This is a genomic window from Phocaeicola sartorii JCM 17136 = DSM 21941, assembly GCF_054653615.1.
This window is the reverse complement of the sequence record NZ_BAAIFW010000005.1, coordinates 3,863,800-3,880,501: the sequence shown is the minus strand read 5'-3', so window position 1 is coordinate 3,880,501 and position 16,702 is coordinate 3,863,800. Positions and strand designations below refer to the sequence as shown.

The 16,702-nt window shown below is 42.7% G+C and carries 8 protein-coding genes; all 8 read left to right on the top strand.

All coding sequences use genetic code 11. The annotated features are described in order from the left end of the window. Positions 1-3: 3 nt before the first annotated feature. The 8 genes from ACYQ0C_RS16350 (at position 4) to ACYQ0C_RS16315 (ending at position 16,541) form a co-directional block, all read left to right on the top strand. The gene (locus ACYQ0C_RS16350) at positions 4-2,244 is read left to right on the top strand and encodes a hypothetical protein (RefSeq protein WP_016275511.1); all 2,241 of its coding nucleotides are present in this window, start codon (positions 4-6) and stop codon (positions 2,242-2,244) included. A gap of 55 nt (positions 2,245-2,299) precedes the next feature. After that, positions 2,300-4,417: a hypothetical protein gene (locus ACYQ0C_RS16345; protein WP_016275512.1), complete on the top strand. Its 2,118-nt coding sequence runs from the start codon at positions 2,300-2,302 to the stop codon at positions 4,415-4,417. Between the two features lie 271 nt (positions 4,418-4,688). After that, on the top strand, positions 4,689-7,040 hold the full coding sequence (locus ACYQ0C_RS16340) for a glycosyl hydrolase 115 family protein (RefSeq protein ID WP_016275513.1): 2,352 nt from the start codon (positions 4,689-4,691) through the stop codon (positions 7,038-7,040). 63 nt (positions 7,041-7,103) lie between these two features. Continuing rightward, positions 7,104-8,492 (top strand): alpha-d-galacturonidase, encoded by a 1,389-nt coding sequence (locus ACYQ0C_RS16335; RefSeq protein WP_016275514.1) that lies wholly within the window; start codon positions 7,104-7,106, stop codon positions 8,490-8,492. Further along, positions 8,489-10,396, top strand: a complete 1,908-nt coding sequence (locus tag ACYQ0C_RS16330) for a rhamnogalacturonan lyase (RefSeq protein ID WP_016275515.1) — start codon at positions 8,489-8,491, stop codon at positions 10,394-10,396. The genes ACYQ0C_RS16335 and ACYQ0C_RS16330 overlap by 4 nt, the downstream gene beginning before the upstream one ends. 12 nt (positions 10,397-10,408) lie before the next feature. Continuing rightward, entirely contained in the window at positions 10,409-11,824 is a 1,416-nt protein-coding gene (locus ACYQ0C_RS16325; protein ID WP_016275516.1) for a glycoside hydrolase family 88/105 protein, read from the top strand. A 34-nt stretch (positions 11,825-11,858) separates the two neighbouring features. Further along, positions 11,859-12,173: an L-rhamnose mutarotase gene (gene rhaM, locus ACYQ0C_RS16320; RefSeq protein WP_005853508.1), complete on the top strand. Its 315-nt coding sequence runs from the start codon at positions 11,859-11,861 to the stop codon at positions 12,171-12,173. 81 nt (positions 12,174-12,254) lie between these two features. After that, positions 12,255-16,541, top strand: coding sequence for a hybrid sensor histidine kinase/response regulator transcription factor (locus ACYQ0C_RS16315; RefSeq protein ID WP_016275517.1), 4,287 nt, complete (start codon positions 12,255-12,257; stop codon positions 16,539-16,541). Positions 16,542-16,702: the final 161 nt, after the last annotated feature.

The window sequence follows — 16,702 nt, the reverse complement described above, 5'->3', positions numbered from 1 at the left end:
ATGATGAGAGATAAAACATTGTTTATTGTTGTATTGGCAGTAATGCTGCTGATTACGGCTTGTGCCGATACTGCTATTGACCGTCGTGCATTGGTGATGCGTAATAACCCTCATGTTACAAAAATTGATTCTCTTCATTCTTTGACAGTCGGAAATGGACGATTCGCTTTTACTGCCGATGCTACGGGATTGCAGACTTTCCCCGAATATTATAAAGAAGGCTTGTCTTTAGGTACCTATAGCGAATGGGGATGGCACAGTTTTCCTAACAAGGAGGACTATAAGATAGTTGAAACTCTACAGGATCATCCGCTTCCCGGTCATCCTCATGGGATTTATGCCGTACAATTTCCGGAAGGTCCTGAACGTAATGCCAAAGCGGCAGAGTGGTTTCGTGCCAATCCGCACCGCCTGCATTTGGGGAATATCGGGTTTGACAGCTTGGCGGTGAGTGATATTACTGAAATAGACCAGACTCTCGATATGTGGAAAGGAGAACTTCATTCCCATTTCCTATGGAGGAAACTTCCGGTTACGGTAACTACTTCTTGTAATGGCGATAGTGACATAGTCTCTGCTTCTGTCTCTTCATCGGCAAAGCTGGCAGTTGGCATCCGTTTCCCTTATCCTACAGGTGAGGCGGCTGATGATGCTACTTGCTGGACAGCCGATGACTGTCACTCCACCGACATAATTCTTTCCGAACCTCAACGGGCTCTTATTCGTCGTACAGTAGATTCTACTGTCTATTATGTGGAAATCAGTTGGAGTGGTAAAGCTGTTCTTTCTCAAACTGGGAAGAACAGGTTGAAATTGATACCTTCCGATAAGCAGTGGACTTTCAATGTCGGATTCTATAAGCACCAACCTGTAGTACCTCAGCCTGATTACAAAGCTAATCTGCTTTCGGCCAACCGTTGTTGGATGGATTATTGGCAGACATCCGGTGTTATTGATTTTTCTTCCTGTACGGATCCCCGTGCTTCGCTTTTGGAGCGTCGGGTTGTGCTGTCTCAATATTTGCTCCGTTCGCAGGAAGCGCAAAATTACCCTCCTGCTGAAACCGGTCTGACTTATAATACATGGTATGGTAAATATCATTTAGAGATGGTAATGTGGCACAGTTTTCATTATGCACTTTGGAATAAAGCAGATCTTTTGGAGAAACAATTGAAATGGTATAAGACTGCTGTGCCGATGGCACGTGATATTGCAGCCAGACAGGGATTTGATGGCATACGTTGGATGAAAATGACTGATCCGTCTTCCAATGAGGCACCATCGGATGTCGGCTCTTTTATTATCTGGCAACAACCCCATGTCATTTATATGTCAGAACTTATCTATCGTGCATGTCCTTCTCAAGAATTTCTTCGTGAGTATGCCGATATGGTAGAACAGACAGCTGCTTTTATGGCTTCGTTTGTTAATTATGATTCTGATAATGATCGTTATATTATTCAAGGAGCTTGTGCAGCTAATGAATCCTATAATGAAGAGACGACTCTTAATCCTGCTTTTGAAATGGCCTATTGGCACTTCGGCTTGTCCATAGCTCAGAAATGGCGGGAGAGACTTGGGCTGCAACGTCATGCGGAGTGGGATGAGATTCTTGCAAAGTTGGCTCCTCTTACCAGCAGTCCTGACGGTATTTACTTACCGGCGGAGAAGGGTAGAGGAATACCTGATTTCGTGAATGGTATTCCTGCAGAGAAATTACCGGAAATGCCGGCAGGTGGGTATATCAATGGTCAGCGTCCTAAAGAAACGGGCAGTTCTGTTTCTTCATCAGAAGGTGAGAAAAGTAAGCGTAAACATGATCCTTTTTATGTTACAGGGACTTCTTCTGAAAATTTGCTGGCTTACGGCATGTTGCCTGAGTCGCGGCTCATTGATCAAGAAAAAATGCAAAAGACTTTGGTGCGTGCGGCTCAAAATTGGAATTGGTCCGGAGGATCCTGGAGTTGGAATTACCCCACACTGGCAATGAATGCTACTCGCCTGTTGCAGCCTGAGGTTGCTTTGCGTGCCATAACTATGGATAACCGGGAGGACTTGCTTTTACCTAGTGGTAACAATTATCGTTCGACTCGTCTTCGTTCTTATTTGCCTGGTAATGGAGGGCTGTTATTAGCTGTCTCTATGATGTGTGCCGGGTGGGACGGTTGCTCGGTCAGTAATCCGGGATTTCCCAAAGATGGTAAATGGAATGTGCGTTGGGAGGGATTACATCCTATGCCATAGGATATAAGGAAGTCGTAAAAATGAATATCTATTTACAGTGTAAAAAAATTAGATAATGAGAATATTATTATTTTGTTCTTTATTAGTGATGTTCGTAGCTTGTACTCATCCCGTACAGCAAGTTCCGATAGACCGTAAAGCGTTAGTGAGCCGGAATAATCCCCAATTTTCAGCTTTCGATTCGTTAGCTTCGCTTTCTGTAGGGAATGGTGAATTTGCATTTACGGTAGATGTTACAGGATTGCAAACTTTTCCTGACGCTTATAAAAAAGGTGTCCCTCTAGGTACGCAAAGTCAATGGGGATGGCATAGTTTTGCTAATATGGACGGTTATAGACACGAAGAAACATTGAGTGAATATGATTTTGGACGAGGACATAAAGAATTGTATGCAGTTCAATCTCAAGAAGATAAAAGACAAAAGAATGCATCTGATTGGTTTCGTGCCAATCCACATCGGTTACATTTAGGAGTGATCGGGTTTGAATGGGGGGATGAGGCTGTTATTTCCGATGTTACCAGAATCAGCCAGACTCTGAATTTATGGGAAGGTGAGATACTCAGTCGGTTTACTTGGAAAGGAAATGACTTTGATGTACGGACGGTTTGCCATCCGGCACAAGATATGATTTCAGCCCACATAGACAGTCACTTGCATACAGGGATAAAATTACATTTTCCTTATCCTACAGGTATTCATACTGATAATGCATGTGATTGGGATGCCAATGATAAACACTCTACCGAGGTTCTTAAACAGGACACACAAAGTGCTGTGTTAAAACGTACGTTGGATTCTACGGTATATTATGTAGAATTAAAATGGGAAGGCAAGGCATTATTGAAAGAAAAAGAGAAAAATTATTTCGTACTGCTTCCACAAGAAGATACATTTTCGTTTTCATGTGCTTTTACCGTTAATGAGCCAGACCAGCTTGCTGCCCTCCCTAATTTCTCGGAAGTTGAAAGCTTGGCTAAGAATCATTGGGCGAGTTTCTGGGAAAAAGGTGCTGCGGTAGATTTTTCTCATTGCACGGATCCGCGTGCTAAAGAATTGGAACGTCGGGTAGTGCTTAGTCAATATTTGCTTGCTATTCAATGTGCGGGTAGTACTCCTCCGCAGGAAACAGGGCTAACTTACAATTCGTGGTTTGGAAAATATCATCTTGAAATGATCTGGTGGCATCAGGCATGGCAACCGCTTTGGGGACATCCTGAATTACTCAGTCATACTTTAGAATGGTATAAAACGGTAGAACCTATAGCAAGGGAAGTGGCTCGTCGGCAAGGCTTTGATGGAATCCGATGGATGAAAATGACTGATCCCAGTGGTGTGGAGGCACCTTCCAGTGTAGGCAGTTTTTTGATTTGGCAACAACCGCATTTTATTTATCTGGCAGAACTTCTTTATCGCTCTAATCCAGACAAAGAAGTGATAGAGAAATATAACCATTTGGTTCAAGAAACAGCCAAGTTCATGTATTCTTTTGCCACATACGATGAATTGGGAGTACGGTTTGTCTTAAAGGGAGCGATTCCGGCTCAGGAAACATTGAATGCGAGTACTACTATAAATCCTCCTTTTGAACTTTCTTATTGGCATTTTGCCATGCAGATAGCGCAGATATGGCGTGAGCGTGCAGGTGAAAAACGTAATTTGGAATGGGATGAGTTAATAGACAAGCTTTCTCCACTGGCTTATAATGAGGATGGGTTGTATCTGGCTGCGGAAAATGCAATAGATACTTATAAGGATATCCGTTTTACCAGTGACCACATGGCAGTATTGGGTGCCGTAGGCATCTTGCCTATGAATAAATTAATCCGTGAAGATTACATGAAGAATACACTTCAGTGGATCTGGGATAATTGGAATTGGGGAAAGACTTGGGGTTGGGATTATCCTATGACAGCGATGAGTGCTACTCGATTGGGTGAGCCGGAAAAAGCAGTGGAGGCATTGCTTATGAATAAACGTACCAATACATATTTGCCGAACGGACATAATTATCAAGATCCCCGTTTGCGTATTTATTTACCGGGTAATGGTGGTTTGTTAACTGCCATTGCATTAATGTGCGCCGGTTGGGACGGCTGTGAAGTAGAAAATCCTGGTTTCCCGAAAGATGGAAAATGGAATGTAATGTGGGAAGGATTGTCGCCTATGCCTTAAATTGATTTGATAAGGTGGCGTATTATTTTTATGTGCTAATGTATCAATTGGCTGTGTCATGTTTTACATAGCTATTGATATATTGGCACATTGTTTTTATAGCTGTAGGTGTGGCAGCTGTTTATTGGAACTTTTGCATTCTTCGACATAAAAACATTGTAAATACGATAAATAATACAGGCTTTATGGACGAATTTCCATATTATTGTATCTTATTCTATGGAATCCAATCCTATTTCGTCTTATTTTTGCAATATTGAAAATAAAAACTATGAAATACAAAAAACTCATTTCTTTTCTAGCTTTCTTTTTAGCAGTATTGTCTGTATATGGACAGAACCCTTTTGTCTTGAAATCAGGCGAACCGGTGACTGTTGCCTGTGGCAATTCAGAGGAAGAAGTTGTACATACAGCTTTGAATTTGCTCAATCGTGATGTAGAGTCTGTCTTTTCTACCCGCATAATTGTTACTCCAGAAAGTAAAAAAGGAATGATTATAGTCGGAACCATCGGACAAAGTGATTTGATCGATAAGGCAGGGATTGATTTGTCTCCTATAAAAAATAAAAAAGAAGCTTTTCTGCTGACCGTTTCTTCCAATGGTAAATTAGTTATAGCCGGCAGTGACAAGCGTGGTACTGCATACGGCGTCATGGAACTTTCACGGTTGATAGGCGTTTCTCCGTGGGAGTGGTGGGCAGATGCGACTCCTGCAAAGAAAGAGATTTTTCAACTACCGGCTTCTTATCGGAATGTGCAGTCTCCTTCTGTAGAGTATCGGGGGATTTTTATCAACGATGAGGACTGGGGGCTTACCCCTTGGAGCTGGCAGACATACGAACCAAGTGATGTGAAAGGACAAATCGGTCCGAAAACACATGAACGGATTTTTGAGTTATTGCTTCGTCTGCGTGCTAATACTTTCTGGCCGGCTATGCATGGTTGCTCTGTACCTTTTTATTTTACACCGGGCAATAAAGAAGTGGCTGATAAGTTTGGTATTTTCATTGGAACTTCTCATTGTGAACCGATGATGCGGAATACCAATGGTGAGTGGAAACGGGATGGAGTGGGGGAGTATGACTATGTTCACAACAGTGCTCATGTCTTGTCTTTTTGGGAGCAACGCGTAAAGGAGGTGGCAGAGTTGGATAATCTGTATACTTTAGGTATGCGTGGCGTGCACGACGGTGCGATGAATGGTGCTAAGACCATAGAAGAACAAAAAGCTGTTTTGACCAAGGTATTGAAGGACCAGCGCGATTTGTTGGCTAAATATGTCAATAAGGATGTGACCCAGGTGCCTCAAGTCTTTATTCCTTATAAGGAAGTTTTGGATGTATACCATGCCGGGCTGCAAGTGCCCGATGAAGTGACGCTGATGTGGTGTGATGATAATTATGGTTATATCCGTCATTTCCCTACAGCGGAAGAGCGTGCCCGTAAGGGAGGAAACGGAGTGTATTATCATGTGTCCTATTGGGGGCGTCCGCATGATTATCTTTGGTTGGGAACTGCCCATCCTTCCTTGGTATACCAGCAAATGTCTTTGGCATACGAGCGGGGTATACAGAAAATGTGGATATTGAATGTCGGAGATATTAAACCGGCTGAATATCAGGTAGAACTTTTCCTGGATATGGCATGGAACTTGGAAGCGGTGAAGCAGCAGGGGGTTGCTGCTCATCAACGTCATTTCTTGGAGCGTGAGTTTGGAAAAAATAGGGCTGACCAGTTACAGCCCGTCATGCAGGAAGCTTATCGTTTGGCTTATATCCGTAAGCCGGAATTTATGGGGAATACCCGCACGGAAGAGAAGGAACCTAAGTTTAAAGTGATCAGTGATTTGCCTTGGTGTGAGCAGGAAATCAATGAACGTTTGGCCGCATACAGACAATTGTCAAATAAGGTGGAGCAGGAATGGCATGCGCTTCCTGTACAGAAAAAAGAAACTTATTTTCAGTTGGTGAAGTATCCTGTTCAGGCGGCTGCTCAAATGAATAACAAACTGCTGACAGCCCAGTTGGCACGTCATGGAAAGGCTGATTGGGCGGATAGTGACAGGGCGTATGACAGTATAGTTTCATTGACAAAAACCTATAACACAACAAAATGGAACCGTATGATGGATTTCCAACCACGCAGACTTCCGGTTTTCAACCGGGTGGAAAGAAAAGCACTATCGTCCGGGTTGCCTGAAAAACGTCAGGCAGTTTATACATGGAATGGTGCTGATTGTGCTGAAGGGGCATCGGCAACTTGTGAAGGGCTGGGTTATGAAGGAAAGGCGGTAGCGGTGGAGAAAAAGAAAGAACTGACTTTTGAGTTTGTTGCATGGGAAACGGATTCTGTCGAGGTGGAAGTACGGTTGTTGCCTAATCATCCGGTAGAAGGAGAACGGTTGCGCTTTACCATTTCTTTGGATGGAAGTGCCACGGAGGCTGTTTCGTATGAAACCAAAGGACGCAGTGAAGAATGGAAGGAGAATGTTTTGTGTAATCAGGCTGTTCGCCGGATGATTCTTCCTGTTGCACGGAAAGCTTCCCATCGTTTAATTTTTACCGCATTGGATGAAGGTGTGGTATTGGATCAGATATACCTTTATACGCCTCGGATAAAATAGGGTGAACAAAGATATTCTGGATATTTGTGCATACAGAAATTACAATGAAAAACAACTGATAAAATGAAGAAGACTTTTTTAAAATCCTTGGCTGGTATTGCGGCCGTAGCTTTTGCCGTATCATGTACGGCACCGGCTCCAAAGTATAAAACGGTAGTTGTTGATGCTCCTTTTGCTATGGAACCCATCAAAGAATGTGTTTTTCCCGAACAAGATTTTTCCATAGTGGATTATGGTGCGGTGAAAGGTGGGGAAACAGTGAATACGGAAGCTATCGCCAAAGCCATAGCAGCTTGTAATAAGGCCGGAGGAGGTCGTGTGGTTGTTCCTGAAGGGGAATGGTTGACAGGACCTGTTCATTTTAAAAGTAATGTAAATCTTCATTTGGAAGAAAACGCCATATTACGCTTTACAGATAACCCCTCTGATTATCTGCCTGCTGTGATGACTTCATGGGAGGGTATGGAGTGTTATAACTATTCTCCATTGTTGTATGCTATGGATTGTGAGAATATTGCTATTACTGGAAAAGGGACACTGGCTCCTATTATGGATACTTGGAAAATTTGGTTCAAACGTCCTAAACCTCACATGGATGCTTTGAAAGAGTTATATACGATGGCTTCTACCGATGTACCTGTAGAACAGCGTCAGATGGCAAAAGGAGAAAACCATCTTCGTCCTCATCTGATTCATTTCAACCGGTGTAAAAATGTGCTGCTGGATGAATTTAAAATTCGTCAGAGTCCTTTCTGGACGATACATCTTTATATGTGTGATGGTGGTATCGTACGTAATCTGGATGTAAAGGCTCATGGTCATAATAATGATGGAATTGATTTGGAAATGAGTCGCAACTTCTTGATAGAGAACTGTGTGTTCGATCAGGGGGATGATGCTGTGGTTATAAAGGCAGGGCGTAATCAGGATGCATGGCGTTTGAATACTCCTTGTGAGAATATTGTGATACGCCATTGTGATATTTTGAAAGGACATACGTTACTGGGAATCGGTAGTGAAATGTCTGGTGGTGTACGGAATGTGTACATGCACAATTGTACGGCTCCCGATTCTGTATTCCGTCTTTTCTTTGCCAAAACCAATCATCGCCGTGGGGGATTTATTGAAAATATCTGGATGAAAAATGTGAAGGCGGGAAAGATGCAACGTGTACTCGAAGTGGATACGGATGTGCTTTACCAGTGGCGTGATTTGGTACCTACCTATCAGGATAGCATTACATTCATCAACGGACTTTATATGGATAGTGTGACTTGTGACCGTACCGAGGCTGTTTATGATTTGAAAGGCGATGCCCGTCTTCCTATCAAGAATGTGGAAATAAGGAATGTGACTGTAGGGGAAGTTACAAAGTTTGTGAAGAACGTGGTAAATGCGGAGAATGTGGTAGAGGAAAATATAATTTACAAGGAGAAACAAGATAAACAATGAAAACACAAAAAAAACTAGGGAGTGCTTTAGCTGCTCTGTGTGTGGCAGCCGTTACGGTTGCCCAACCGGCCTACAATTATTCGAAACTGCAAAAAGAACAGTTGGGGCGTGGCGTTGTGGCCATTCGTGAAAATCCATCGGATGTAGTGGTGTCGTGGCGTTACTTGTCTTCCGATCCGATCAATACTTCTTTCAATGTATATAGAAACGGAGAGAAAATAGCGGAAGTCCCCCATTCTACAGGTACTTTTTACCGGGATACTTACTCGGGTAATGAAAAAGCGGTATATACTGTAAAACCGGTGATAAATGGGATTGAAACAGGTAAATTGAATGGAAATTATACGTTGCCGGCTAATGCTCCGTCAGGTTATATCGATATTCCTTTGGACAGGCCGGCGGAAGGTGTGACTCCTTCGGGGCAAAAATACACCTATAGTCCTAATGACGCATCTATAGGTGATGTGGATGGGGATGGAGAATATGAAATTATCTTGAAGTGGGACCCCTCCAATGCACATGATAATGCACATGACGGTTATACCGGAAATGTTTATTTTGACTGTTATCGTCTGACCGGAGAAAAACTATGGCGTATTGACCTAGGGCATAATGTCCGTGCCGGAGCACATTATACCCAGTTTATGGTGTTTGATCTGGATGGAGATGGTAAAGCAGAAGTAGTCATGAAGACTTCTGATGGAACAAAGGATGGAAAAGGAAAGATAATAGGTGATGCCAAGGCTGATTACCGTGAACCGGGTATCACAGACGGAAATTCTCACGGGAATACACCTCGTAACCAAGGACGTATCCTGACCGGTAACGAATACTTGACCGTATTCAACGGACTAACAGGAGAAGCGATGAAAACAATTGATTATGTTCCGGCTCGTGGTAAGCTGACCGACTGGGGAGACAACCGTGCCAACCGCAGTGACCGTTTCCTGGCTTGTGTAGCTTATCTGGATGGAGTACATCCCAGTGTGGTGATGTGCCGTGGATATTATACCCGCACTGTGCTGGCGGCATTCGACTGGGATGGCAAGAACTTGAAACAACATTGGGTGTTCGACAGTAATAATCCGGGGTGTGGAGACTATGCCGGGCAGGGGAACCATAATCTTCGCGTAGGCGATGTGGACGGTGACGGATGTGATGAAATAATTTATGGTTCTTGTGCTATAGATCATGATGGAAAAGGATTGTATTCTACCCGTATGGGGCATGGAGACGCTATGCATCTGACACAATTTGCTCCCGGATTAAAAGGTTTGCAGGTTTGGGATTGTCATGAAAATAAGAAAGATGGTTCTACTTTCCGTAATGCGGCTACGGGTGAAGTGTTGTTTCAGGTGAAAAGTAGTATAGATGTAGGCCGGTGTATGGCTGCTGATGTTGATCCGCGCAATCCGGGAGTGGAGATGTGGTCGTCCGATTCAAAAGGAGTACGTAATATAAAAGGTGAAGTGATTCGTCCTGACCTCAAGAGCTTTTCAGTCAATATGGCTGTATGGTGGGATGGAGATTTGCTTCGTGAGTTGCTGGATAAAAACAGGATAACCAAGTATGATTGGGAAGACGATGTATGTCGTCCGTTAATGATATTTGATGGAACGGATTCAAATAATGGTACGAAGTCCAATCCTTGTTTGCAGGGAGATATAATAGGTGATTGGCGTGAGGAGGTGCTGCTCCGTACGGAAGATAATTCGGCACTTCGTCTGTATGTGTCGCGGATACCGACTGAATACCGTTTTCATACTTTCTTGGAAGATCCGGTGTATCGTATCAGTATCGCTACTCAAAATGTGGCATACAACCAGCCTACCCAGCCTGGTTTTTATTTCGGACCGGACTTGAAAGAGGGGATATTTAGAGGTTATGAATTTAAAAATAAATAAAGACTATATACCATGAATCTGAAAACATTAAGCATGATGGGCGCTCTGTTGCTGCTGGCAGGAACGGGTGTGAATGCGCAAAAGAAGAAAGAAGTACTGAATGATTCGAATACGCCGTTACACTTGCTGCAACCTGCATACAAAGTGCCTTACGGTATGCTCACTACAGAGGAGATAAAGGCCGATATGGATCGTGTCCTTCGTTATTTGGAAAGGAATACTCCGGCTCGTGTCGTTGATAAGAATACAGGTAAGGTTATTACGGATTATGCCAATATGACGGCTGATGCACAGCTGGAACGAGGTGCTTTCCGTCTGGCAAGTTATGAATGGGGGGTGACTTATTCAGCTATGTTGGCTGCTGCTGAGGCTACGGGGGATCAGGCTTATTATAAATATGTAACAGATCGTTTTCAGTTTCTGGCCGAGGTTGCTCCGCATTTCCGTAAAGTATTGGAAAAGTATGGAACTGTAGATCCGCAGATGAAACAAATTCTGACTCCTCATGCATTGGATGATGCCGGGGCGGTGTGCGCGGCTATGGTCAAAGTGCAGATGAAGAAAAATTCACCGGAACTTAAGCCGTTGATTGATAATTATATGGATTTTATTGTGAATAAGGAGTATCGTCTTGCTGATGGAACATTTGCCCGTACCCGTCCACAGCATAATACGCTATGGTTGGACGATATGTTTATGGGTATTCCGCCGGTAGCTTGGTATTCATGTATTGCCGGTGATAAAAAGCAAATGTATTTGAGCGAAGCTGTACGTCAGATATTTCAATTTGCGGACCGTATGTGGGTACCCGGGAAAAACCTTTTCCGTCATGGATGGGTGGAAGGTATGCAGGATCATCCTGCTTTCCATTGGGGACGTGCCAATGGTTGGGCGTTGTTGACTATGTGTGAGGTATTGGATGTGTTGCCGGAGGATTATCCTCAGCGCGATAAAATTTTAGAGCTGTTCCGTGCTCATGTACGTGGTCTTGCTGCATGCCAGAGTGGTGAAGGTTTCTGGCATCAGTTGCTGGATCGTAACGATTCTTACCTGGAAACTTCGGCCACGGCTATTTATGTATATTGCTTTGCCCATGCTATCAATAAAGGATGGATTGACGCTATGGCCTATGGACCGGTGGCACAGTTGGGATGGCATGCCGTTACCACCCAAATCAATGCGGAAGGTCAAGTAGACGGGACTTGTGTAGGTACAGGTATGGCTTTTGATCCGGCTTTTTATTATTATCGTCCGGTCAACGTATATGCCGCCCACGGCTATGGCCCGGTACTTTGGGCGGGTGCTGAGATGATTAATTTGCTGAACAAGCAGCATCCTAAAATGAATGACAGCGCCGTGCAGTATTACCGTACGGAACAAAAGACTTCCGAACCTATCTTCCATGTAATGGATGGTGGAACTAAATAAGAAAAAAACAGGATTTAAAAAAGAGGAAAATACCATGAAACGTGAAGCTTTTAAAATGTTCTTGAAGCCGGGCTTCGAGAAAGAGTATGAGAAGAGACATGCAGCCATCTGGCCGGAATTAAAAAAAATGTTGTCCGATGGAGGCGTATATGATTACTCCATTTATTGGGACAAGGATACCAATATTTTGTTTGCTTGTCAGAAAACTAAAGGAGAGGAGTCTTCGCAAGATATGGGAGCCAATCCTATCGTGCAGAAATGGTGGGACTATATGGCGGATATCATGGAAGTTAATCCGGATAATTCTCCGGTAACTATTCCGCTGCCCGAGGTCTTCCACATGGATTAAAATAAAAAAGAGTGTATCGATTCATTTTGATACACTCTTTTTTTATACCTTTGCAAGCACAAAAACACTGTGATAAATGATATGAAAAAACACATCTATACTCTATGGGCATTCTTTATTCTTTTCAGTCAGAGTATTGCCGCATCAGTCGAGGTGCGTTCTACTCATATGACTACGGGAGATGGAGTAGCCAATAATTCAATTCGATATATATATCAGGATAGCAAAGGCTTTATCTGGATGGGGACGCTGAATGGGCTTAGTCGTTATGATGGAAACTCATTTATGACCTTTCGTCCTGAGGGTGGAAATAAAATATCGTTGACAGACCATCGGATTCGTGATCTGGAAGAAGATAAAAATGGATTCTTGTGGATAACTACTTCTGCCGAGTTGATCAGTTGTTATGATTTGAAGAAAGATTGCTTTGTTGATTTTACCGGTTGTGGGGAATATGAGCAGCTGTATGGATACAAGATGACTGACCGTGAAGGTAATGTATGGCTATGGCAGGATGGAAACGGATGTCGTAAGGTGACTTATACGAATGGTGAATTTATATCTGTGGTTTTCAGAAAAGAGAACCATAATCTCCCTTCTGATAACGTTACCTATATATCCGAGGATGAACAAGGTAGAATATGGATTGGTAGTCATGACGGTGTAGCCCAAGTAGTAGGGGACAAGGCGGTGTCGGTAGTGGAAAAACATGATGCTTCTAAGATGATGTCTTTGGGTAAAGATGTTTTTTTCCTTTCGGGAACAGGACAGATTTCGTTGAAGAGAGAAGGAGAGGATAGCCGTATTGTCACCTGTTTGGGGGAAGGCAGTAAAGTGTATAGCACCATGCGCTTGCAAAATGACTGGATTGTTTTTATGGAAGATGGCAGCTATGTCTTCAATTTGAAGACCCATCAAGTGAGCCGGAATACGGAACTAAACATAGAAAAAGGGCAAGTGCAGATTGATAACCGGGGAAATTTTTGGATTTATAATCATACGGGTAAAGTATGGTATGTCAATGCCAAGACTAGATTTGTCAAGTCTTTCCAGCTGATTCCGGCTGATAAAGTAAATTATATAGATGAGGAACGTTACCACATAGTTCATGATTCTCGTGATATTGTTTGGATTTCCACTTATGGTAACGGTTTGTTTGCTTATGATTTGGCAACTGATGAATTACAACATTTTGAATCCAATATTAATGGATTCAGCCATATCACCTCTAATTTTTTGCAATATATAATGGAAGACCGGGCTGGTGGTATTTGGGTTAGTTCGGAATATACGGGTATTTCTCGTCTTTCGGTCTTGAATGAAGGGGCTGAGCGTATTTTTCCTGAAGATGAAACGTTATCAGACCGTTCAAATACCGTGCGTATGATTAACCGTATGCCTGATGATAAGATTTGGCTGGGTACTCGTCGTGGAGGATTGTATGTTTATGACTCTCATTTGAAAACGATAGAGAGCAGTCGTTATTTTGATTCTAACATTTATGCTGTTGAGGAAGGGGATGATGGCAGTATTTGGTTGGGGAGTCGTGGAAACGGATTGAGTATTGACGGAAAATGGTACACCTATCACTCGGATGATCCTCTGTCTGTTGCGAATAACAATATTTTTACTCTTTATCGGGATCGGAAAAACAGAATGTGGATCGGTACTTTTGGCGGTGGATTGAACTTGGCGGTTAAGGAAAAAGATAAGTATGTATTCAAGCGGTTTTTGAACAATTTTTATAGCCAGCGCCAGATTCGTGTGATCCAGGAAGACAATAATGGATGGATGTGGGTGGGCACTAGTGCCGGAGTTTACATATTTAATCCTGATTCGTTAATGAATAATCCGGAGAACTATATTGCTTATAATTATAATAACGGTAAGTTACGTAGTAATGAAATTAAGTGTATCCATCAAGATAGTAAAGGTAGGATATGGGTAGGCACTTCAGGAAAGGGATTCAGTATGTGTATGCCTGAAGGGGATTACAAGAACTTGACTTTTGAACATTATGATGGAAGTAACGGACTGGTAAACAGTATGGTACAGTCTATTATTGAAGACAGGGAAGGCAAACTTTGGGTTGCGACGGAATATGGAATTTCTCGTTTTGATCCGGATACGCATGCTTTTGAAAATTTCTTTTTCTCGGCGTACGCATTGGGGAATGTGTACAGCGAGAACAGTGCTTGTGTGAGCAAGGATGGTAAACTGATGTTCGGTTCCAATTATGGATTAGTTGTTATCACTCCCGGCAAAATCGTGAATAATTCTACGGTAACTCCTATGGCAGCCTTTACCAATCTTCGAATCAATGGCATTGCCATGCGTCCGGGTGATGTGGATTCTCCGTTAGACCGTTCGCTGATTTATACAGATGAGATTGAGTTGAAATATTTCCAAAATTCTTTTGTCATAGATTTCTCTACATTTGATTATTCCGGAACGAATGGTACTAAATATACATATCGGTTGGATAATTATGATAAAGAGTGGAGTGTACCGTCTTCGTTGAATTTTGCAGCCTATAAGAATTTGGCACCTGGTACTTATAAATTGCGGGTGAAAGCTTGCAATGGAGTCGGGATATGGGGAGATAAAGAAACGGTTTTGAAGATTATTGTTGTCCCCCCTTTCTGGAAAACTACTTGGGCTTTCTTTATTTATGCTATTTTGATAGGGGTGGCATTATACATCACTTTCAGATTGATGCGTGACTTCAATGCTTTGCGTAACCGGGTGCAGGTAGAGAAACAGCTGACTGAATATAAATTAGTTTTTTTCACGAATATCTCTCATGAGTTCCGTACTCCCTTGACTTTGATACAGGGAGCATTGGAAAAGATTCAGCGTGGTGGCAAAATCCCTAAAGAAATGGCATATTCATTGAAAGTCATGGATAAAAGTACCCAGCGTATGTTGCGCTTGATCAATCAGTTGTTGGAATTCCGTAAGATGCAGAATAATAAACTGGCTCTTTCTTTGGAGGAAACGGATGTCATGGCTTTCTTGTATGAAATCTTTCTGAGTTTCAATGATGCTGCTGAGTCTAAGAATATGGATTTTAAGTTTCTGCCATCTGTAGCCTCTTATAAGATGTTTATTGATAAGGGTTATTTGGATAAGGTGACCTATAATTTATTGTCTAATGCCTTCAAATATACGCCCAGTGGTGGAAAGGTGACTTTTTCGGTGACGGTGGATGAAGTCGGGAAACAGTTGGTCATATCGGTGGCCGATTCCGGAGTAGGTATTCCTAAAGAAAAGCGTGATGAGTTGTTTAAGCGTTTCATGCAAAGCAGTTTCTCGGGTAGTAGTGTAGGAGTCGGCCTGCATTTAACACATGAACTGGTGTGTGTGCACAAAGGTGCGATAGTCTACACTGAAAATGAAGGGGGCGGGTCCATATTTACAGTCAGTTTGCCTACTGATATTTCTGTTTATGAGGAAAAAGATTTCCTGATCCCCCATAATGTGTTGCTGGAAGAGGAGGAAGTACATCATGCGGCTGTTCTTGCAGAAGAAGCATTGGCACAAGAAGGGGGAGTGGAACTTCCAGCTGCACCACTTAATAAGCGGAAAGTACTTATTATAGAAGATGATAACGATGTACGTGAGTTCTTGAAGGAAGAAGTGGGACAATATTTTGAAGTTGTGGTCGAGGCGGATGGTCCGTCGGGATTGGAACGTGCACGCACGTATGATGCTGATTTGATCATCTGTGATGTGTTGATGCCGGGGATGACAGGTTTTGAGGTAACCCGGAAACTGAAGAATGATTTTGATACAAGTCATATACCTATTATTTTATTGACGGCTATGAGTTCTGCCGAAAGCCATCTGGAAGGTGTGGAAAGTGGTGCGGATGCATATATTACCAAACCATTTAGTCCGAAACTGCTGTTGGCACGCGCTTTCAAACTGATAGAGCAGCGTGAGAAATTGCGTGAGAAGTTCTCGAATGATCCGAATATGGTACGTCCGGCTATTTGTACTTCTGACAAGGATAAAGAATTTGCTGACAGGCTGCAGATCGTTATGGATCAACAGATTGGTAATGCTCAGTTTACGATTGATGAGTTTGCTTCGATGATGGGGTTGGGACGGACTGTCTTTTATCGTAAGGTGCGCGGAGTGACGGGGTATTCACCCAATGAATATATTCGGATTATCCGTATGAAGAAAGCGGCTGAACTGTTGTTGGAAAATCGTTATACAGTGGCCGAAGTTTCTTATAAGGTAGGTATTAATGATCCGTTCTATTTTAGTAAATGTTTTAAGCAACAATTCGGTGTGGCACCTTCTGTTTATTTGCGTGGAAAGGAAGAGGTCGGAGCACAGGAAACAGAAAAGAAGGACTGATGAAAGATGTCTTTAAAAGTGAGTGAAAGGGGCTACATAAAAAGAAGGTGTGTCGTAATACACGATGCGCCTTCTTTTTTTCATTGACTATAAAAATCGACTCATTTTTTTTAACTGCGATCTTTTGAGGATTTCTTTGGTTTATGTGTTCGCAACATCTA